Source organism: Pseudoroseomonas sp. WGS1072, assembly GCF_049340465.1.
Taxonomy (GTDB): Bacteria; Pseudomonadota; Alphaproteobacteria; order Acetobacterales; family Acetobacteraceae; genus Pseudoroseomonas.
This window is the reverse complement of record NZ_JBMPSU010000001.1, coordinates 2,369,939-2,389,076: the sequence shown is the minus strand read 5'-3', so window position 1 is coordinate 2,389,076 and position 19,138 is coordinate 2,369,939. Positions and strand designations below refer to the sequence as shown.

Below are 19,138 nucleotides of genomic sequence, written 5' to 3'. Positions count from 1 at the left end.
CCGAACCCCTGGAGGACAACGAACCATGGACGCCCCGGCCGAGACACCCTTCATCCGCCTGCATCCCGAGGACAGCGTGCTGATCGCCCGCCGCGCCGCGGCCGAGGGCACGCCCGTCGGACCCAATGTCCTGACCCGCGCCCGCATTCCGCCCGGCCACAAGGTGGCGGTCCGCGCCCATGCGCCGGGTGAGGCGGTGAAGCGCTACGGGCAGATCATCGGCTTCGCCACGCAGCCCATCGCGCCCGGGGACTGGGTGCACGTGCAGAATTGCGGCATGGGCGATTTCGACAAGGATTATGCCTGGGGCGTCGATGCCAGGCCGACGCTCTACGTGCCCGAGCCCGCCACCTTCCAGGGCATCCTCCGCCCCGATGGCCGCGTGGCCACGCGCAACTACATCGGCATCGTCACCAGCGTGAACTGCTCGGCGCATGTCGCCTCCATGATCGCCGATGCCTTCAAGCGCAACCCCTTCACCGGCAACGACCCGCTGGCCGAGTTCCCGAATGTCGACGGCGTCGTCGCGCTGACGCACAAGACCGGCTGCGGCATGGGCGACAATGACGGCCTGCGCATCCTGCGCCGCACGCTGGCGGGCTATGCGCGGCACGTCAATTTCAGCCATGTCATCGCCATCGGCCTGGGCTGCGAGGTCAACCAGATCTCCGGGCTGCTGGAGGAGCAGAACCTCGCCGGCCGGCTGCGCAACATGGACATCCAGTCCATGGGCGGCACCCGCAAGACGGTGGAGGCCGGCATCGCCTTCGTGCGCGAGGTGCTGGCCGAGGCCAACCAGGTGCACCGGCAGGCCGTGCCGGCCAGCCACCTGACCATCGCCCTGCAATGCGGCGGGTCGGACGGCTATTCCGGCATCACCGCCAACCCGGCGCTGGGTCATGCCTCGGACCTGCTGGTGCGGCATGGCGGCACCGTCATCCTCTCCGAGACGCCGGAAACCTATGGCGCCGAGCACCTGCTGACGCGCCGCGCCACCTCCCGCGCGGTGGGGGAGAAGCTGGTCGGGCTGATGCGCTGGTGGGAGGAGTACGCGGCGCGCGGCCAGGCGGAGCTGAACAGCAACCCCTCCCCCGGCAACAAGGCGGGCGGGCTGACCACCATCCTGGAGAAGTCGCTCGGCGCCATGGCCAAGGCCGGCACCACCAACCTCACCGCCGTCTACGACTACGCCGAGCCGGTGACGGAGAAGGGCTTCGTCTTCATGGACACGCCGGGCTACGACCCGGTGGCGGCGACCGGCCAGGTGGCGGGCGGCGCCAACATGGTCTGCTTCACCACCGGCCGGGGCAGCGTCTTCGGCTGCAAGCCGGCGCCCTCGATCAAGCTCGCCACGAATTCCGCCATGTACGAGCGCATGGAGGAGGACATGGACGTCAATTGCGGCACCATCCTCTCCGGCCGCGAGACGGTGGAGGCGTGCGGCGAGCGGATCTTCCAGCTCATCCTGCGCGTCGCCTCGGGCGAGCGCACCAAGAGCGAGAGCTACGACTTCGGCGCGGCGGAGTTCGCGCCCTGGCCGATCGGCGCCACGATGTGACGCGGCCGCCCGCGCGGATGTGAGGCCGGCGCCGCAACATCCGCGCGGCGCCGCCGTTGCAGGCGGAGGCCCTTCGGGAGAACCTCCGCCATGAAACGGTTGCAACAATCCCCGCTGCCCCGCCGCGCCGTCCTGACCGCTGCCGCCCCGGCCCTCGCCGCCTGCGCCTGCGGCCATGCCCTGGCCCAGCCGGTGCAGCAGCACCAGGGCAGCCCCGCCGCCGGCGCCGAACCCTCCACCCGCAGCCAGGTGCTTGGCACGGGCGCGGCGCTGCTGCAGTCCAAGGCGCCGCTGAACGCCATGGACCTCTACCTCAACGGCTTCCATTTCTATGCCGATGACATGGGGCGGCCCGTCGAGGCGCATCACTACTGCACGCATCTCACCGAGGACCTGCATCAGTGCACGATCTTCGACGGCAACCACGCCCAGGCGCGGCTGATCGGCATCGAATACATCGTCTCGGAGCGGTTGTTCCGCGACCTGCCGGAGGAGGAGAAGCCGCTCTGGCACAGCCATCACTATGAAACCACCTCCGGCCTGCTGGTCATGCCCGGCCTGCCGCAGGTGGCGGAGAAGGCCGCGATGCGCGACCTCTCCACCACCTACGGCAAGACCTGGCACACCTGGCAGGTGGACCGCGGCGATACGCTGCCGCTCGGCCCGCCGCGGCTGATGATGGGCTACACGGCGGATGGCCAGCTCGACCCCGCCGCCGTGGCGGAGCGCGACCGCAGGCTCGGCCTCTCGACGCAGGAGCGGCGCGAGGGGCGGGCCGACCTTCCCGTGCCGGCCGTGGCCGAGGGCGCCAATGCCTGGCAATCCGGCCAGACGCCACAGCTGAGGCTGGAGACCGTGCCGGTGCGCAACCGGCGCTAAGGCCCGTTAAACGGTCAGCAGCCGGCGCACCGCCTCCTCGTCCAGCGTGCCGGATGCCCCCGCCAACGCCACCTCGCCGCGCACCAGGATCGCGAGCTGGTCACCCAGCTCGCGGGCGAACTCGTAATACTGCTCGACCAGCACCACCGCCATGTTGCGGCTCCGGGCCAGCAGCGCGATCACGCGGGCGATGTCCTTGATGACATTCGGCTGGATGCCCTCCGTCGGCTCGTCGAGGATCAGCAGGCGCGGCCGCGCGGTGAGAGCGCGCGCGATGGCGAGCTGCTGCTGCTGCCCGCCGGAGAGATCGCCGCCGCGCCGGCGCAGGAACTGCTTCAGGATCGGGAAAAGCTCGAAGACATCCTCCGGCACCCGGCTGCCGCGCGGCGCGGCGGCGAGCGCGGTCTCGAGGTTCTCCCGCACCGTGAGGAAGGGAAAGATCTCGCGCCCCTGCGGCACGTAGCCGATGCCGGCGCGGGCGCGGTCGGCGGGAGAGAGGGCGGAGATGTCCCTCCCTTCCCAGACGACGCGGCCCCCGCGGATGCGCTCGAGGCCCACGATGGCGCGCATCAGCGAGGACTTGCCGACGCCGTTGCGCCCCAGCACACAGGTGACGCGACCGGGATCAGCGGCCAGCGAGACACCGCGCAGCGCCCGGCTGGCGCCATAGAAGAGATCGATACCCTCGACACGCAGCATGCTCAGCGCCCCAGATAGACTTCGATCACGCGCGGATCGTTCTGGACATGGTCGATCGACCCCTCGGACAGCACGCTGCCCTCGCAGAGCACCGTGACCTTGCTGCCCAGCGCCCGGACGAACTCCAGGTCGTGCTCCACGACGACCACCGAGCGCCGCCCGGCGATGCCGCGCAGCAGGGCGGCGGTGCTCTCCGTCTCCTGATCCGTCATGCCGGCGACCGGCTCGTCGACCAGTAGCAGCCGCGGCTCCTGGATCAGCAGCATGCCGATCTCGAGCCATTGCCGCTGCCCGTGCGACAGGATGGCGGCGCGGTCCCGCGCGCGTTCGGTGAGGCCGATTTCCTCCATCACCGTCTCGATCCGGCGGCGCGCGCTCTCGGCCAGCCGCCAGCGCAGGCAGGACCAGGGATCGCGCGGCGCCTTCAGCGCCAGCTCCAGGTTCTCGAACACCGTCAGGGCATCGAAGACCGTGGGCTTCTGGAACTTCCGGCCGATGCCGAGATTGGCGATCTCAGCCTCGTCCATCCGCGTCAGGTCATGCTCGCCGAAGCTGACCGTGCCGGCGGTCGGGCGGGTCTTGCCGGTGATGATGTCCATCATCGTCGTCTTGCCCGCGCCGTTCGGCCCGATGATGGCCCGCAACTCCCCCGGCTCGATGATCAGCGACAGCGCGTTCAGCGCACGGAAGCCGTCGAAGACCACGGAGACGCCATCGAGGTAGAGCCGGCCCTCGACACCGCCGATCATCGCCCCTCCTCCCTGCGGAACAGGCCTGCCAGACCGCGCGGCAGGAGCAGCGTGACGGCGACGAAGAGGCCACCCAGCACGAAGAGCCAGAGATCCGGCGCGAAGGAGGTGAGCCAGGTCTTGAGGGCATTGACCGAGAAGGCCCCAAGCAGCGCGCCCACCAGCGTGCCGCGCCCCCCGACGGCGACCCAGACCACCGCCTCGATCGAGTTGCCCGGGCTGAACTCGCCGGGATTGATGATGCCGACCAGCGGCACGTAGAGCGCCCCGGCCAGCCCCGCGATCATCGCCGAGAGCACGAACACGCTGAGCTTCACGGCGGTGGTGTCATAGCCCAGGAAGCGCAGGCGGCTCTCCGCGTCGCGCACCGCCACCAGCACCCGGCCGAGCTTGGAGCGGGCGATGTGGCGGCAGAGCAGCAGCGCGGCGCCGAGCGCCAGCAGCGCGGCATAGAACAGCGCCGCGCGGGCGCCGGAGGTATTGAGCGGCATGCCGAGCAGCTCCTTGAAGTCGGTGAAGCCGTTGTTGCCGCCGAAGCCCATGTCGTTCCGGAAGAAGGCCAGCATCAGCGCATAGGTCATGGCCTGGGTGATGATGCTGAGATAGACGCCGGTGATGCGGCTGCGGAAGGCCAGCCAGCCCACCAGCCCGGCGAGCAGCCCCGGCACCGCCAGCGCCATCAGCAGGGCGAAGGGGAAGTGCTGGAAGCCCCACCAGTACCAGGGCAGCTCGGTCCAGCCGAGGAAGACCATGAAGTCCGGCAGCACCGGATGGCCATAGACGCCGCGCGGCCCGATCAGCCGCATCAGGTGCATGCCCATGGCGTAGCCGCCCAGGGCGAAGAAGGCGCCATGGCCGAGCGAGAGGATGCCCGCATAGCCCCAGGCCAGGTCGATGGCCAGGGCCAGGATGGCGTAGCAGATCCACTTGCCCGAGACTGCGACCACGAAGTCCGAGACGTGCAGCGCGGAGTCCTGCGGCAGCTGGTTCAGCACCGGCAGCAGCGCCAGGATGGCGAGGCCGCCGAGGAGGAGCCCGCGCAGCACCAGGCCCGGGCGGAGCGCGGTGCGGACCGGCGGATGGGCGGTCGTCGCGCTCATTGTTCCGCCGCCCTGCCGCGGAGCGCGAAGAGGCCCTTCGGCCGGCGCTGGATGAACAGCATGATGCCGACCAGCACGGCGATCTTGGCCAGCACCGCGCCCGCCCATGGCTCCAGCATCTTGTTGACGAGACCAAGGGTGAAGGCGCCGATCATGGTGCCGGCCAGCGAGCCGACGCCGCCGAAGACGACGACCATGAAGCTGTCGATGATGTAGCCGGTGCCGAGATTGGGCGAGACGTTGTCGATCTGGCTCACCGCCACCCCGGCCATGCCGGCGATGCCGGAGCCGAAGGCGAAGGTCATGGCGTCGACGCGGCCGGTGCGGATGCCCATCGTGGCGGCGATGCGGCGGTTCTGCACCACGGCGCGCATCTCGAGGCCGAAGCGGGTGAAGCGGATGGCGGCGACGGTCAGGCCGAGCACCACCAGGGCGAAGAGGATGATCCAGAGCCGGTTCTGCGTCACGGTGACATCGCCCGGCAGGGTCAGCGTACCCTGCATCCAGGCCGGGCTGACCACCTCGCGGTTCTGCGCGCCGAAGATCAGCCGCACCGCCTGCTGCAGGATCATGCCGACGCCGAAGGTCATCAGCAGCGTCTCCAGCGGCCGGCCGTAGAGGTGCCGGATCAGCCCGCGCTCCAGTGCCACCCCCACTGCCGCCGTGACCAGGAAGGCCGCCGGCACCGAGAGCGGCAAGGACCAGGCGGCCAGCCAGGGAATGCCGCGAAGCGCCTCCTGCACCATCACCGTGGTATAGGCGCCCAGCATCACCATCTCGCCATGCGCCATGTTGATCACGCCCATGACGCCGAAGGTGACGGCGAGGCCGAGCGCGGCCAGCAGCAGGATCGAGCCGAGGGAGAGGCCCTGGAACGCCGTCTCGGCCATCTGGCGCAGCTTCAGCCGCCCGTCGATGGCCGCGATGGCCGCGTCGATCCCGTCCGCGGTCTCGGCCCCCGCGGCGCGCGCCTCCAGCAGCAATCCGCGCGCCTCGGCGGAGCTGCTGGCACCGAGCGTCGCGATGCCGGCGCGCCGTGTCGCCACGTCCCCCGACATCAGCCGCGCGGCGGCGAGCGCCATCTCCATGCGGCGGCCCACCGCCGGCACGGTCTCGCGCGCCAGCGCCTGCTCCAGCAGCGGGATGTTCTCCGCGCTGCGGCTGCGGAACAGCCCCTCCGCGGCGGCGGCGCGCACCGCTTCCTCGGGCGACATCAGTTGCAGGCGGCCCAGCGCGCCGCGCAGCGCCGCGCGCACGCGGTTGTTGATGCGCACCACCTCGCCCGGCCCGGCGGCCGGGGCGCCCGAGAGCGCCTCGTGCACCGCGCCATTCTGGGCGATCAGCAGCGTGCCATCGGCCTGCTTCTGCAAGCGGCCTTCGGCCAGGGCCTGGAGCAGCGGCAGGGCGCGCGGATCACCCAGCGCGCCGAGCCTCTCCACCGCCTCGGCCTGGGCCGTGAAGCTTCCGGCCAGGGGCGCGGCGGTGGCCTCGAAACTCTCCTGCGCCTGCAAGGCAGCCGGGATCAGCAGGAGCGAGGCCAGCAGGCACAGGAGGCGGAACATCAGCCGGCCTTGGCGCGGTTGGCGTTCTCGGGGATGAAGGGCGACCAGTTCTCGGCCTTGATCGCCGTCGGCGTCTTGTAGACCACGTTGAACTGGCCGTTCTCCATGATCTCGCCGATCATCACCGGCTTGGAGAGGTGGTGGTTCTCGAACATCTGCTCGGTGTAGCCGCAGGGGGCCTCCACCTTCTGGCCGTACATGGCGCTCCGCACGGCATCGACGGCGGTCGTCCTGGCCTGGCCCACCGCCTGGGTCCACATCCTGAAGCCGGTGTAGGTGGCTTCCATCGGGTCGTTGGTGACGCGCTTCGGGTTCTTGATGTAGGACGCCCACATCTTCTTGAACTCGGTGTTCACCGGGCTGTCGACCGACATGAAGTAGTTCCAGGCGGCCAGGTGGCCGACCAGCGGCTTGGTGTCGATGCCGGCCAGCTCCTCCTCGCCCACCGAGAAGGCGACGGAGGGAATGTCCTCGGCCTTGATGCCCTGGTTGCCCAGCTCGCGGTAGAACGGCACGTTGGCGTCGCCGTTGATGGTGGAGACGATCGCCGTCTTCTTGCCCTGGCTGGCGAACTGCTTGACGCGGCTGACGATGCCCTGCCAGTCGGAATGTCCGAAGGGGGTATATTCCTCCAGGATGTCGGCATCGGCGATGCCCTTGCTGTTCAGGAAGGCGCGCAGGATGCGGTTGGTGGTGCGGGGATAGACATAGTCGGTGCCCAGCAGCGCGATGCGCCTGGCGCCGCCGCCATCCTCGCTCATCAGGTATTCGACGGCCGGGATCGCCTGCTGGTTCGGCGCGGCGCCGGTGTAGAAGACGTTCTTCGACTGCTCCTCGCCCTCGTACTGCACCGGATAGAACAGCAGGCCGTTGAGCTCCTCGAAGACCGGCAGCACCGACTTGCGGGAGACCGAGGTCCAGCAGCCGAAGGTGACGTCCACCTTGTGCACCTGCAGCAGCTCACGCGCCTTCTCGGCGAAGAGCGGCCAGTTGGAGGCCGGGTCGACCACCACCGCCTCCAGCTTGCGGCCCAGCACGCCGCCCTTCCGGTTCTGGTCCTCGACCATCATCAGCACGGTGTCGCGCAGCGCCGTCTCGCTGATCGCCATCGTGCCGGAGAGGGAGTGCAGCACGCCGACCTTGATCGGGCCGCTCCCCTGCGCGAGGGCGGGGCGGATGGCCGGCATGGCCAGGGCGCCGGCCGCCGCGCCGAGCAGCGCGCGCCGGGAGACGGGGAAGCGGACGGTCATGGGATCGGGTCTCCTGCAAGCGGCGGCCGGTGGAGGCCCGGCCTCATCGCGGCGCGCAGTCTCGCGGCGATCCTCCCACCGGCGTTATACGTCAAATGACGTAGCCCCGGCCGTCTTGACCCGTCCGGCGCCCCGGCCCCAGTCTGTGGCGCGCCGCCATCCCTCCCGCCCGGCGGCGCGAGGACGGGCCCCCGCATGGCGACACGCCAGCGCATCATGCGCATCCGGCGCGACTACAACCGCTGGGTCGCCGACGAGACGATGGAGGATTACGCCCTCCGCTTCACCGCCGAGAGCGCCCGGAAATGGTCCGCCTTCCGCGTCGCCAACACGGCGCTGGGCTCGATCTCCTTCCTCGCCCTGGAGGCCATCGGCGGCGCGCTGACGGTCGCCCATGGCTTCGTCAACAGCGTCTCCGCCATCCTCTTCGTCTCGGTGGTGATCTTCCTGGCCAGCCTGCCGATCTGCCTGCACGCCGCCCGCGCCGGGGTGGACATCGACCTGCTGACCCGCGGCGCCGGCTTCGGCTATATCGGCTCCACCATCACCTCGCTGATCTACGCCAGCTTCACCTTCATCTTCTTCGGCATCGAGGCGGTGATCCTGGCAGACATGCTGGACAGCTTCTTCGGCGTGCCGCTCTGGCTCGGCTACCTGCTCTGCGCCGCCGTCGTGGTGCCCCTCGTCACCCACGGCATCACCTTCATCAGCCGGGTGCAGACCTGGACCCAGCCGGTCTGGCTGGTGCTCAACATCCTGCCGCTGATCGCGCTGATCCTGGCGCATCCCGACTGGCTCGCGGGCTGGACGGCCTATGCCGGGGAGAACGGCCGCGCCGGCTTCGACCTGCTGGCCTTCGGCGCCGCCGCCTCGGTGCTCTTCGCGCTGATCACCCAGACCGGCGAACAGGTGGACTACATCCGCTTCCTCCCCCCGCGCGCGACGCAGCGGCGCTGGGTCTGGTGGGGCGCGCTGCTGGCCGGCGGCCCGGGCTGGATCGCCTTCGATGTGCTGAAGCTGCTGGCCGGCTCCTTCCTGGCCTATGCCGCGCTGCGCTCGGGCCTCTCCGCTGCGCAGGCGGTGCAGCCGGCCGAGATGTACCGCCTCGCCTTCGGCGTGCTGATCGCCTCGCCGACCCTGGTGCTGGCGGTGACCGCCATCTTCGTCGCGCTGTCGCAGATCAAGATCAACGTCACCAACGCCTATGCCGGCTCGCTGGCGTGGTCCAACTTCTTCTCGCGGCTGACGCACAGCCATCCCGGCCGCGTGGTCTGGCTGGTGTTCAACATCGCCGTCGCCCTGCTGCTGATGGAGCTTGGCGTCTACAACACCATCGAGCAGGTGCTCTTCGTCTATTCCAACGTCGCCGCCGCCTGGATGGGGGCGCTGGTCGCGGACCTCGCGATCAACAAGCCGCTCGGCCTCAGCCCGCCCGGCATCGAGTTCAAGCGCGCCCATCTCTACGACGTGAACCCCGTCGGCGTCGGCGCCATGCTGCTCTCGGTCCTGGCCTCCTTCCTCGCCTATTACGGTTTCCTGGGCGCGCTGGCGCAGGCGATGTCCACCTTCATCGCCTTCGGCGTGGCCTTCGCCGCCGCCCCCGCCATCGCCTGGGCCACGGGCGGGCGCTTCTACCTGGCGCGCCGGCCCCGCGCCGCCTGGGCGGCGCGCCCGATGCTGACCTGCGTCATCTGCGAGCATGACTTCGAGCCCCGCGACATGGCCTATTGCCCGGTCTACACGGGGCCGATCTGCTCCCTCTGCTGCTCGCTCGACGCCCGCTGCGGCGATGGCTGCAAGCCGCATGCGCGGCTTTCCTCGCAGATCATGACGCCGCTGCGCGCCCTGCTTCCGGCGCCGCTCCTGCGCGGCCTGGCGACGCCGGTCGGCGCCTTCATGGTGGTCTTCCTGCTCTTCGTCGCCACCATCAGCCTGGTCTTCCTCGGCATCCGGCTGCAGTCGCGGCCCAGCGCCGACCTCGACGCCGCCTTCTGGAAGGCCTTCTTCGTCCTCGTCGTCATCGGCGGCATCGTCGCCTGGACGCTGGTGCTGGCGCATGGGAGCCGCAAGGTGGCGCAGGAGGAGACGCGGCGGCAGACCAGCCTGCTGATGAGCGAGATCCGCGCCCACCAGCGCACCGACGCGGCGCTTCAGGAGGCGAAGGAGGCGGCCGAGGCGGCGAACCTGGCCAAGAGCCGCTATGTCATCGGCATCTCCCACGAGCTGCGCTCGCCGCTCAACGCCATCCTGGGCTATGCGCAGCTGCTGGAGCGCGACGCCGCCATCCCCGAGCGGCGGCGCGACGGGGTGCGCACCATCCGCCGCTCGGGCGAGCACCTGGCGGCGCTGATCGAGGGGCTGCTCGACATCTCCAAGATCGAGGCCGGGCGTATCGAGCTCTACCGCGACGCCGTGCGCCTGCCGGAGTTCCTCGACCAGATCGTGCAGATGCTGCGCCTCCAGGCCGAGGCCAAGAGCATCGCCTTCACCTTCGACGCGCCGCCGCGCCTGCCGGACATCGTGCACACCGATGAGCGGCGGCTGCGGCAGATCCTGATCAACCTGCTCTCCAACGCCATCAAGTTCACCCGCCAGGGCGGCGTCACCTTCCGGCTGCGCTTCCGCTCCGAGGTGGCCGAGTTCGAGGTGATCGACACCGGCATCGGCATCGCGCCCGGGGATCTGTCGCGCATCTTCGAACCCTTCCAGCGCGGCGGCAATTCACATGCGCCCTCGACACCCGGTGTCGGCCTCGGCCTCACCATCACCAAGACGCTGACCGAGGTGATGGGCGGCGAGGTCTCCGTCACCAGCCGGCTCGGCGAGGGCAGCCGCTTCCGCGTGCGCCTGCTGCTCTCGGGCAAGAGCGCCCTGCCCTCCGAGGTGGAACGGCCCGTCACCGGCCGCGCCGATGCGGCGACACGGCCGCTCCGCGTGCTGGTGGCCGATGACGATGCCGCGCACCGCGCCCTGATCTCCGACCTGCTGCAACCGCTGGGCTTCCAGCTCCGCCTCGCCGCGGACGGGGCCGAGGCGCTGGCCCTGGCGGAGGAGGAGGCGCCGGATCTCTTCCTGCTGGATATCGCCATGCCGGGCATGACCGGCTGGGAGCTGGCCCGCCGGCTGCGCGAGGCGCAAGGGCGGCGCGCGCCGATCGTCATGATCTCGGCCAATGCGCTGGAGCTGGGCCCCGGCGGCGAGGGCCGGCACCATGACGACGTGCTGCCCAAGCCGGTCTCCCTCACCGCCCTGCTGGAGAAGATCGGCCTGCTGCTCGGCATCACCTGGACCTTCGCCGACACGCCGCCGCCGCGCCCCGCCGCCGCCGGCGCGCGGCTCACCCCGGCCCAGGCGGCCAGCCTGCGCCAGCTCGCCGCCATCGGCTATGTCGGTGGCCTGCGCGAACGGCTGGACGCGCTGGAGGCCGAGGCGCCCGAGGCGGCGCCGGCCATCGCCGAGCTGCGCGGCTACATCTCGGAGTACCGGCTCGACGCCTTCCTGGCGGCCCTGCCGGAGGAGGAGGCATGATCGAGCGCCGCGACATCGTGCTGGTCGTGGATGACGCGCCCGGCACGCTCGGCCTGCTGAACGACACGCTGGAGGGTGCCGGCTACATGGTGCTGGTGGCGCAATCCGCCGCCGCCGCCCTGGCCGTGACCGAGCGCATCACCCCCGACATCGTGCTGATGGACGCGATGATGCCCGGCATGGACGGTTTCGAGGCCTGCCGCCGCCTGAAGCGCCGGCCGAGCCTGATCTCCGTGCCGGTCATCTTCATGACCGGACTGACCGAGAGCGAGGACGTGGTGCGCGGCTTCGATGCCGGCGGCATCGACTACGTGATCAAGCCCGTGGTGCCGGACGAGGTCCTCGCGCGGATCAGCGCGCACCTGGCCAATGCCCGGCTGACGCGCAGCGCGCATGCCGCGCTCGATGTCGCCGGCCGCTTCCTGCTGGCGGTGGACCGCGAGGGGCTGGTGCTCTGGGCCACGCCGCAGGCCACCGCCCTGCTGCGTGCCGCCCTGCCGCCGGAAGAGGCCGGCGCCGGGGACATCGCCCCCGGCCCGGCGGGCCCCCGCCTCCCCGGTTGGCCGCCGCTGGCCGAGGGCGAGGCGCCGCGCCTCGGCCCGGTGGCGCTGGCCGACGGGCGGCGGCTGGAGTTCCACCATGTCGGACAGATCGCCCCGGACGAGTTGCTGCTGCGCGTCACCGCGACCGATCCAGGCCGCGCCGAATCGGTGCTGCGCGAGCGGCTCGGCCTGACCGCGCGGGAGGCCGAGGTGCTGCTCTGGCTCGGCCGCGGCAAGTCGAACCGCGACATCGCCGAGATCCTGGTGATGAGCCCGCGCACGGTGAACAAGCACCTGGAGGGGATCTTCGCCAAGCTCGGCGTCGAGAACCGCGCCTCGGCCACGGCGCTGGCGGTGCGGGTGCTCGACGGGGGGTGACCGCCCGCCGGGCCTTGTGGCAGGCTGCGCCGCCATGCCGACCTCCAGCCCCTTCACCAGCGCGCCCACCGACCTGCTGCTTGTCGTCGACGTGCAGCCGGACTTCATGCCCGGCGGGGCGCTGCCCGTGCCGGAGGGCGACGCGGTGCTGCCGGTCATCAACCGGCTGATGCCGCGCTTCGGCAATATCGTCGCGACCCAGGACTGGCACCCGGCCGACCATGCCTCCTTCGCCAGCCAGCACCCCGGAAAGGCCCCCTTCGAGACCGTCACCCTCTCCTACGGGGAGCAGGTGCTCTGGCCCGATCACTGCGTCCAGGGCACGCCCGGCGCCGCGCTGCATCCGGCACTGGAGACGCGCGGCATCCAGATGATCCTGCGCAAGGGCGTCCGGCGCGCCATCGACAGCTATTCGGCGTTCCGCGAGAACGACCGACGCACGGCGACGGGGCTGCACGGCTATCTCCAGGCCCGTGGCATCACGCGCCTCTTCATCGCCGGACTGGCGCGGGGCTACTGCACCGACTTCAGCGCCGAGGACGCGGCGGAGCTGGGCTACGCGGTGGTGCTGCTCGAGGATGCCTGCCGCGGCATCACGCCGGAGGCGACGGCGGAAGGGACGCGGCGGCTGCGCGCGAAGGGTGTGCGCTTCCTGCGAAGCGACGCGCTCGCCGGTTAGCGGAGGGGGGAGGCCCCCTCCCGCCGTCAGCCCGCCACCGTCTTCTGGTTCTGCTCGCCCAGCCCCTCGATGCCGAGGCGGATCCTCTGCCCCGCCTTCAGGAAGACCGGCGGCTTCTGCCCCATGCCGACGCCCGGCGGCGTGCCGGTGGTGATGACATCGCCCGGGTGCAGCGTGATGAAGTGCGACACGTAGGAGACCAGCTTGGCCACGCCGAAGATCATCGTGCGCGTCGAGCCGTCCTGGTAGCGGTGCCCGTCGATCTCGCAGAACATGGCGAGGTTCTGCGCGTCCGGCACCGCGTCCTTCGTCACCAGCCAGGGGCCGAGCGGGCCGAAGGTGTCGGCGCCCTTGCCCTTGTCCCAGGTGCCGCCGCGCTCGGTCTGCCATTCACGCTCGGACACATCGTTGCAGATGGTGTAGCCGGCGACGAAATCCATCGCCTCCGCCTCGGAGACGTTCTTCGCCTTCTCCCCGATGATGACGGCCAGCTCGACCTCCCAGTCGGTCTTCACGCTGTCCTTCGGGATGACGACGTCGTCATCGGGCCCCTGGAGCGCGCCGAGCGACTTCAGGAAGATGATCGGCTCCTTCGGAATGGCGGCGCCGGTCTCCGCCGCGTGGTCGGCGTAGTTCAGGCCGATGCAGACGAAGTTCTTCATCCCAGCGACCGGCGGCCCGAGGCGGGTCGATCCGGACACGGCCGGCAGGGCCGAGACATCGAGCGACGCCAGCCTGGCCAGGCCCGCGGCCGAAAGCGCCTCGCCCGCCAGGTCGGGAATCTCGGCGGAGAGGTCGCGGATCGTCCCGGCATCGTCGAGCAGGCCAGGCTTCTCCTGGCCGGGCGGGCCATAGCGCAACAGCTTCATGGTGCAGCGTTCCCCTTGACTGCGCCCGCGAACGGCGGGGCGCACGATCAGACAAGACCAGTTCAGTTCGTCCAGCCACCGTCGATGACGATGGCCTGCGCGGTGACGAAAGCCGATTCGGGCGCCGAGAGATAGAGCACCAGCTCGGCGATCTCCTCCGGCGTCGAGAGCCGGCCCATCGCCTGGCGCGCGACGAAGGCCGCGCGCGCCGCGTCCAGCCCGCCCGCCGCCGTGGCGTTGGCGGCGATGCGCTCGCCGAGCGAGGGCGTGTCCACCGTGCCGGGGCAGACGCAGTTGCAGCGGATGCCTCTGGCGACGTAATCGGCGGCGACGCTCTTGGTCAGCCCCACCACCGCCGCCTTGGTCGTGCCATAGACGAAGCGATTGGCGACGCCCTTCACCGAGCCGGCGGCGGAGGCCATGTTGACGATGGCCCCGCCCCCCTTCTCCAGCATGCCGGGCAGCGCCGCCCGGATCACCTTCCACTGCGCCCGGACGTTGAGCGCGAAGGCGAAGTCCCATTCGGCGTCGGTGCAGCTCAGCACGTCGTTCTGGTGCACGAAGCCCGCGCAGTTGAACACCACGTCGAAAGGGCCGTTCGCCAGGATGGTGGCCTCCACGGCGGAATCGTCGAGCACGTCGAGCGCGAGCGCGGTGATGCCGTGCGCCGCCAGCCCCTCGAGCTTGGCGGCGTCGCGGTCCGTGGCGACCACCGCGGCGCCCTCGCGCGCATAGGCGAGCGCCGCGCAACGCCCGATCCCCTGCCCCGCCGCCGTGACGAAGCAGCGCCTGCCCTGCAGCCTTCCGGCCATCCTTCCTCCTCCCCGCCGCGTTTCAACGCCTGCCGCGCTTCAATGATTGTGCCGGCTCTCGCCGCGCGTCTCCAGGATGTTGAGATAGAGCGTCGCCGGCTCCAGGCAGCCGCCGGTGCCGAGCTGCCCAACCATGGAACGGTAGATCTCCTCCCATGGCGTCTTGTGCTGCAGCTTCGGCGGCGTCCAGGCGGCGCGGCGGGCCTCCAGCTCCTCGGCCGGGATGAGCACGTCCACCTTGCGGGTCTTCAGGTCGATGCGGATCGGGTCGCCGGACTTCAGCAGCGCGAGGCCGCCGCCGACGGCCGCTTCCGGCGAGACGTTGAGGATGGAGGGCGATGCGGAGGTGCCGCTCTGCCGCCCGTCGCCCATGGTCGGCAGGCTCTGCAGCCCCGCCTTGATCATGGCGCCGGGGGGCTGCATGTTCACCACCTCGGCGCTGCCCGGATAGCCCACGGGGCCGCAGTTGCGGATCACCAGCACGGTGCGCTCGTCCACGCCGAGATCGGGGTCCTCGATGCGGTCGTGGTAGTCCTCCGGCCCCTCGAAGACGATCACCTTGCCCTCGAACACGTCCTCCGGGTTGGAGAGGAAGCGCTTGCGGAACTCGGCGTCGATGACGCTGACCTTCATCACCGCGCTGTCGAAGAGATTGCCCGAGAGCACGACGAAGCCGGCCTGCTCCTTCAGCGGCTCGGCATAGGGGCGGATGACCTCGCGGTCGGGCAGCGGAGCGCGCTTCAGGTCCTCCGCCAGCGTCTGCCCGGTGACGGTCTTCACGCCGGTATGCAGCTTGCCGGCATCGGCCAGCTCCTTCATCACCGACTGCACGCCGCCGCCGCGATAGAACATCTCGCCCAGGAAGCGACCGGCGGGCTGGCAATCCACCAGCAGCGGGACCTCGGCGCCGATGGTCTGCCAGTCCTCCGTGGTCAGCGCCACGCCCATGTGGCGCGCGATGGCGACGAGGTGCGGCGGGCAGTTCGAGGAGGCACCGATGGCGCTGGCCAGCACGATGGTGTTCTCGAAGGCCTCGCGCGTCATGATGTCGGAGGGGCGCAGGTTCTCGCGCACCATGTCGACGATGCGCATCCCCGTCGCATGCGCCATCTGCCCGCGTTCGCGATAGGCGGCGGGGATGGAGGCGCAGCCCGGCAGCGACATGCCGAGCGCCTCGGCCAGCGAGTTCATGGACAGTGCCGTGCCCATGGTGTTGCAGTGGCCGACCGAGGTGGCCGAGGAGGCCACCATCTGCATGAAGCCGTCATAGTTGATCTCGCCGGCGGCGAGCAGCTTGCGCGCCTCCCAGACGATGGTGCCGGAACCGGAGAGCCGCCCCTTCCAGTGCCCGTCCAGCATCGGCCCGCCGGAGAGGACGATGGCGGGGATGTTCACCGTCGCCGCGCCCATCAGGCAGGCGGGGGTGGTCTTGTCGCAGCCCGTGGTCAGCACGACGCCATCCAGAGGATAGCCGTGCAGGATCTCGACCAGCGACAGATAGGCCAGGTTGCGGTCGAGCGCCGCCGTCGGGCGCTTGCCGGTTTCCTGGATCGGGTGGATGGGGAATTCCAGCGGGATGCCGCCGGCGTCGCGGATACCGGCCTTCACCCGCTCCGCCAGCGCGAGGTGGTGGCGGTTGCAGGGGGCGATGTCGCTGCCGGTCTGGGCGATGCCGATGATCGGCTTGCCCGACTGAAGCTCGCCGCGCGTCAGGCCGAAATTCAGGAAGCGCTCGATGTAGAGCGCCGTCATGCCCGGATCCTCCGGGTCATCGAACCAGCGCTGGCTGCGCAGCTTGAAAGGCTTCTTGGTCTGATCCATGGCGTCCGGTTCCGCTTCTCCCGCTGGGTGAAGCGTCCGTCGCGGCCCTCGCTATGTCAATCGTGGGCTGGAGGGGCGTGGGCTGGAGGGGCGTGGGCCGGAGGCGGAATCAGCGCCGGGGCGGCTTGGCGGGCTTGGGCTGCGGCGAGCGCTGCAGCGTCGCGATCACCGGCCGGGGCAGGCCCGAGGCCTTGGAGATCTCCTCGTCCTGCGCCTCGATGTAGCGGCGCGCCGGCAGGTCGCCGTCCAGGCCGCCGAGCAGCTCCGTCGGGACCTTGCGGTTGGAGCGTCGGCTGCCATCCTCGTACTGGACGTCGAAAAAGACGTAGGTGCCGTTCTGCTTCGCCATGCCGCGATATCCTGCCATGCCACGGGCCATCAGGGCCCCGGCCAGGGCCTATCGCTCCTCGCGGCCGGAGGTTTCATCCTCCGCGTCGAGTGTGACGGGTTCGCCGAGATCGGGGTCCAGCCCGGCGTCGATCGCGGCCTGGCGACGGGCGCGTTCGGCCTCGCGCCGCTGCGCCTTGGCCTCGGCCTTGTCCTGCTTCGAGCGGTTCCGGTCAGCCCGGGCAAGGCCGTAATTGGGGGTGCGTGCCATGGTCGCGTCTCCGCTTTGGCGCCCGGTATCCTGACGGCACCATGACGCGGCCGGAAACCGACCCACGGGGGCGACGCGACGATCCGGGAAGAGGTACGCCCAGGGGTGGATGCCACCCGCGCGGGGCGGAAGAGAACCGGCCACGCCACCGGTCGGCGGCGGGCCGGAGGGTCGGGCCGGGCCAGCTCTGCCCCGGCCCCTTCCAGGCTCAGACCTGCTTCAGATTGCCGGCCGAGAGGCGGCCCTCACGGCCCCGCTGCATCTCGAACTCCACCCGCTCGCCCTCGTTCAGGCCCTGCAGGCCGGCGCGCTGGACGTCGGAGATGTGCACGAACACATCCTTCGAGCCGTCTTCCGGCTGAATGAAACCAAAACCCTTGGTCGGGTTGAACCACTTCACGGTACCGATGGGCATCGCGGTGCTCCGTCAGAATGCGTTGCCACCGCGCAACATGCACGGCGGATCAACTTCGAATGGGAACGGGCACCAGGCACGCAGTGCCCCACCCCGAGGGGCGGGGATAGGCGAGCTGGGACAGCAAGCCGAACCAAAACAGTCGACACCTGCAATGTAGGGGCGCCCGGGGCGATCCACAAGACAATTCCCGCCCCTCTATCCGGGCCCGGCCTCCTCCAGGAACAGCTGCACCGCCTGGAACAGGGCGCCGCGGTTGCGCTCCAGCATGATGCCGTGCGTCCCCTCGCCCAGCAGGACGAGCCGCTTGCCCGGGCTGCGCGTCAGCAGGGGAAACAGCGCCAGGGCCATGGAGGGGGGCGTGTCGCGGTCCCATTCCGCCAGCACGATCAGGGTGGGGGCGGTGATGGCGGCGGGGTCGTACCAGGGCCGGCCGGCCTGCCAGAAGGCCCGGGAATCCGCCAGCACGCCGTTCGGCGCGCGCAGCACCGAGGGCACCTCCCGCATGCCCTCCGGATCGGTCGCGAAGGTCGCGTCCGCCCAGTGCTCGTACCAGCCCGCGGGGAACAGGGCACCGCGCCGCGCCTCCGGCACGCCGTTCAGCCACCGCTCGCGCGCCTGCGCCCGGGTGACGCGACGATAGGCGCCCAGGGCCTCCGCGGCCCCCGCCGCCGCCGGACTCGGCCCCTCGCGCAGCCATTGCGGCGCGTAGAGCACGAGCCGCTCGACCAGCGCCGGATTCTCCGCCGTGAAGCGCGCCATCAGCGAACTGCCCCAGGACCAGCCGAGATGCACCAGCTTCGGCACGCCTCGCCTTTCGCGGATGAAGGCCGCGGCGGCGGCGATGTCGCGCAGCGCCACCTCGCCCGGGGTCAGCGGCGCGGCGCCCTCCGCCGGCTGGGCCATCGCCGCCTCGCGCGTCGAGCGGCCATAGTTCCGCAGGTCCAGGCACCAGACGTCGAAGCCGCGCGCGGCCATGTAGTCCATCCAGGAGACGCCGCCGAGCGGCAGGTCGAAGCCGGTGCTGGCCGGATAGGTGGCCCCGTGCACGCAGAGCACGGTGCGGTCCGGCCGCGCCGGTGCCGAGGCCCCGCGCTTGTTGCGCAGATAGAGCTGGATGCCCGGATCGCCGCCCGGGACCAGCATCTCCTCGAAGGTGACGCCGGCCGGCTGCGCGGCGGCGGGATGCGGGCCGCGCAGCGACGGCGCGGCCAGGAGCGCGGGGGCGGCAAGCACGGTACGGCGAAGCATGGCACAGACCTCCCGAATCGGCCGCCTCTCCGGGGGCGGTCGTGTGGCGCAGGCTAGAGCATCGCCGGCGGGACCGGGGAGCCCCGGCGCGGCGCGGGTGCCTCAGGACTGCTCGTAGCGCGTGTCGAGCCAGGTATGGATGGCCTGATAGGCCTCCGCCCTGCGGGGGAAGCGCCCGGCGTCATAGAGGCAGACCAACAGCCCGCGCGAGAGATGCTTGATCGGCACCTCCTCCAGCCGGACGGGGTTGCCGGCCTCGCGCAGCGCGTCCTGCAGGGCGCCGCAATGCCCCGCCACATGCGCGCCGGGCGGGACGAAGTCATGCTCGTCGGTCAGGAAGCCGGTCCGCGCCAACTCGTCGCCAGCGGCCCTGAGGAAATCCTTCGTCAGCAGTTCGCTCTCGGTCATGTTCGGTGTCTCCTTCTGGCCGTCGGGGAAGCCCACGATC

18 protein-coding genes are annotated in these 19,138 nt (G+C 70.6%); 5 read left to right on the top strand and 13 right to left on the bottom strand.

Going from position 1 to position 19,138, the window contains the following annotated elements:
• Positions 1–25 precede the first annotated feature (25 nt).
• Both ACF3NH_RS11355 and ACF3NH_RS11350 read left to right on the top strand, forming a co-directional pair.
• Positions 26–1,558 carry a UxaA family hydrolase gene (locus ACF3NH_RS11355; RefSeq protein WP_422922877.1) on the top strand — a complete coding sequence of 511 codons (1,533 nt, stop codon included), beginning with the start codon at positions 26–28 and terminating at the stop codon, positions 1,556–1,558.
• A 90-nt stretch (positions 1,559–1,648) separates the two neighbouring features.
• Entirely contained in the window at positions 1,649–2,437 is a 789-nt protein-coding gene (locus tag ACF3NH_RS11350; protein ID WP_422922875.1) for an OBAP family protein, read from the top strand.
• 6 nt (positions 2,438–2,443) lie between these two features.
• Here the strand turns inward: ACF3NH_RS11350 and urtE are convergent, their stop codons facing one another.
• From urtE to urtA, 5 genes are read right to left on the bottom strand one after another with little or no spacing between them, the layout of a single operon-like run.
• Entirely contained in the window at positions 2,444–3,136 is a 693-nt protein-coding gene (gene urtE / locus ACF3NH_RS11345) for an urea ABC transporter ATP-binding subunit UrtE (protein WP_198366344.1), read from the bottom strand.
• A gap of 2 nt (positions 3,137–3,138) precedes the next feature.
• Positions 3,139–3,885, bottom strand: coding sequence for an urea ABC transporter ATP-binding protein UrtD (urtD, locus tag ACF3NH_RS11340; RefSeq protein WP_422922873.1), 747 nt, complete (start codon positions 3,883–3,885; stop codon positions 3,139–3,141).
• The gene (gene urtC, locus ACF3NH_RS11335; RefSeq protein ID WP_198366342.1) at positions 3,882–4,985 is read right to left on the bottom strand and encodes an urea ABC transporter permease subunit UrtC; all 1,104 of its coding nucleotides are present in this window, start codon (positions 4,983–4,985) and stop codon (positions 3,882–3,884) included. Before urtC ends, urtD begins: the two co-directional genes overlap by 4 nt.
• Positions 4,982–6,547, bottom strand: a complete 1,566-nt coding sequence (urtB, locus tag ACF3NH_RS11330) for an urea ABC transporter permease subunit UrtB (protein ID WP_422922871.1) — start codon at positions 6,545–6,547, stop codon at positions 4,982–4,984. The genes urtC and urtB overlap by 4 nt, the downstream gene beginning before the upstream one ends.
• On the bottom strand, positions 6,547–7,797 hold the full coding sequence (gene urtA, locus ACF3NH_RS11325; RefSeq protein ID WP_422922869.1) for an urea ABC transporter substrate-binding protein: 1,251 nt from the start codon (positions 7,795–7,797) through the stop codon (positions 6,547–6,549). Before urtA ends, urtB begins: the two co-directional genes overlap by 1 nt.
• A gap of 195 nt (positions 7,798–7,992) precedes the next feature.
• On the opposite strand from urtA, the gene ACF3NH_RS11320 reads away from it, so the two are divergent.
• The 3 genes from ACF3NH_RS11320 to pncA are packed head-to-tail and all read left to right on the top strand — an operon-like array spanning position 7,993 to position 12,924.
• A complete protein-coding gene (locus ACF3NH_RS11320) occupies positions 7,993–11,325 on the top strand; it encodes a hybrid sensor histidine kinase/response regulator (protein ID WP_198366339.1) in 3,333 nt (1,110 codons plus the stop codon).
• Positions 11,322–12,245, top strand: coding sequence for a response regulator (locus ACF3NH_RS11315; RefSeq protein ID WP_198366338.1), 924 nt, complete (start codon positions 11,322–11,324; stop codon positions 12,243–12,245). Before ACF3NH_RS11320 ends, ACF3NH_RS11315 begins: the two co-directional genes overlap by 4 nt.
• A 34-nt stretch (positions 12,246–12,279) precedes the next feature.
• Positions 12,280–12,924, top strand: a complete 645-nt coding sequence (gene pncA, locus ACF3NH_RS11310; protein WP_422922866.1) for a bifunctional nicotinamidase/pyrazinamidase — start codon at positions 12,280–12,282, stop codon at positions 12,922–12,924.
• A 26-nt stretch (positions 12,925–12,950) separates the two neighbouring features.
• Here the strand turns inward: pncA and ACF3NH_RS11305 are convergent, their stop codons facing one another.
• The 8 genes from ACF3NH_RS11305 to ACF3NH_RS11270 form a co-directional block, all read right to left on the bottom strand.
• Complete coding sequence (locus ACF3NH_RS11305; protein WP_198366336.1) at positions 12,951–13,793, bottom strand: fumarylacetoacetate hydrolase family protein; 843 nt, start codon at positions 13,791–13,793, stop codon at positions 12,951–12,953.
• Between the two features lie 62 nt (positions 13,794–13,855).
• On the bottom strand, positions 13,856–14,605 hold the full coding sequence (locus ACF3NH_RS11300) for an SDR family oxidoreductase (RefSeq protein WP_198366335.1): 750 nt from the start codon (positions 14,603–14,605) through the stop codon (positions 13,856–13,858).
• Positions 14,606–14,644: 39 nt separating this feature from the next.
• Complete coding sequence (locus ACF3NH_RS11295; RefSeq protein WP_198366334.1) at positions 14,645–16,426, bottom strand: IlvD/Edd family dehydratase; 1,782 nt, start codon at positions 16,424–16,426, stop codon at positions 14,645–14,647.
• 109 nt (positions 16,427–16,535) lie between these two features.
• On the bottom strand, positions 16,536–16,775 hold the full coding sequence (locus tag ACF3NH_RS11290) for a hypothetical protein (protein WP_198366333.1): 240 nt from the start codon (positions 16,773–16,775) through the stop codon (positions 16,536–16,538).
• 48 nt (positions 16,776–16,823) lie between these two features.
• Positions 16,824–17,024 (bottom strand): hypothetical protein, encoded by a 201-nt coding sequence (locus tag ACF3NH_RS11285; protein ID WP_198366332.1) that lies wholly within the window; start codon positions 17,022–17,024, stop codon positions 16,824–16,826.
• A 208-nt stretch (positions 17,025–17,232) separates the two neighbouring features.
• A complete protein-coding gene (locus ACF3NH_RS11280; protein ID WP_198366331.1) occupies positions 17,233–17,439 on the bottom strand; it encodes a cold-shock protein in 207 nt (68 codons plus the stop codon).
• A 198-nt stretch (positions 17,440–17,637) separates the two neighbouring features.
• On the bottom strand, positions 17,638–18,690 hold the full coding sequence (locus ACF3NH_RS11275) for an alpha/beta hydrolase (protein WP_422922862.1): 1,053 nt from the start codon (positions 18,688–18,690) through the stop codon (positions 17,638–17,640).
• A gap of 102 nt (positions 18,691–18,792) precedes the next feature.
• Complete coding sequence (locus ACF3NH_RS11270) at positions 18,793–19,098, bottom strand: hypothetical protein (protein WP_198366329.1); 306 nt, start codon at positions 19,096–19,098, stop codon at positions 18,793–18,795.
• Positions 19,099–19,138 lie beyond the last annotated feature (40 nt).

Bases quoted from the DNA above. Each gene is read 5' to 3' on its own strand.
- urtA (WP_422922869.1), bottom strand. From the start codon at position 7,797: ATGACCGTCCGCTTCCCCGTCTCCCGGCGCGCGCTGCTCGGCGCGGCG.
- urtC (WP_198366342.1), bottom strand. From the start codon at position 4,985: ATGAGCGCGACGACCGCCCATCCGCCGGTCCGCACCGCGCTCCGCCCG.
- ACF3NH_RS11280 (WP_198366331.1), bottom strand. From the start codon at position 17,439: ATGCCCATCGGTACCGTGAAGTGGTTCAACCCGACCAAGGGTTTTGGT.
- urtD (WP_422922873.1), bottom strand. From the start codon at position 3,885: ATGATCGGCGGTGTCGAGGGCCGGCTCTACCTCGATGGCGTCTCCGTG.
- ACF3NH_RS11295 (WP_198366334.1), bottom strand. From the start codon at position 16,426: ATGGATCAGACCAAGAAGCCTTTCAAGCTGCGCAGCCAGCGCTGGTTC.
- ACF3NH_RS11270 (WP_198366329.1), bottom strand. From the start codon at position 19,098: ATGACCGAGAGCGAACTGCTGACGAAGGATTTCCTCAGGGCCGCTGGC.
- ACF3NH_RS11355 (WP_422922877.1), top strand. From the start codon at position 26: ATGGACGCCCCGGCCGAGACACCCTTCATCCGCCTGCATCCCGAGGAC.
- pncA (WP_422922866.1), top strand. From the start codon at position 12,280: ATGCCGACCTCCAGCCCCTTCACCAGCGCGCCCACCGACCTGCTGCTT.
- ACF3NH_RS11315 (WP_198366338.1), top strand. From the start codon at position 11,322: ATGATCGAGCGCCGCGACATCGTGCTGGTCGTGGATGACGCGCCCGGC.
- ACF3NH_RS11305 (WP_198366336.1), bottom strand. From the start codon at position 13,793: ATGAAGCTGTTGCGCTATGGCCCGCCCGGCCAGGAGAAGCCTGGCCTG.
- ACF3NH_RS11275 (WP_422922862.1), bottom strand. From the start codon at position 18,690: ATGCTTCGCCGTACCGTGCTTGCCGCCCCCGCGCTCCTGGCCGCGCCG.
- ACF3NH_RS11290 (WP_198366333.1), bottom strand. From the start codon at position 16,775: ATGGCGAAGCAGAACGGCACCTACGTCTTTTTCGACGTCCAGTACGAG.
- ACF3NH_RS11300 (WP_198366335.1), bottom strand. From the start codon at position 14,605: ATGGCCGGAAGGCTGCAGGGCAGGCGCTGCTTCGTCACGGCGGCGGGG.
- ACF3NH_RS11350 (WP_422922875.1), top strand. From the start codon at position 1,649: ATGAAACGGTTGCAACAATCCCCGCTGCCCCGCCGCGCCGTCCTGACC.
- urtB (WP_422922871.1), bottom strand. From the start codon at position 6,547: ATGTTCCGCCTCCTGTGCCTGCTGGCCTCGCTCCTGCTGATCCCGGCT.
- ACF3NH_RS11320 (WP_198366339.1), top strand. From the start codon at position 7,993: ATGGCGACACGCCAGCGCATCATGCGCATCCGGCGCGACTACAACCGC.
- urtE (WP_198366344.1), bottom strand. From the start codon at position 3,136: ATGCTGCGTGTCGAGGGTATCGATCTCTTCTATGGCGCCAGCCGGGCG.
- ACF3NH_RS11285 (WP_198366332.1), bottom strand. From the start codon at position 17,024: ATGGCACGCACCCCCAATTACGGCCTTGCCCGGGCTGACCGGAACCGC.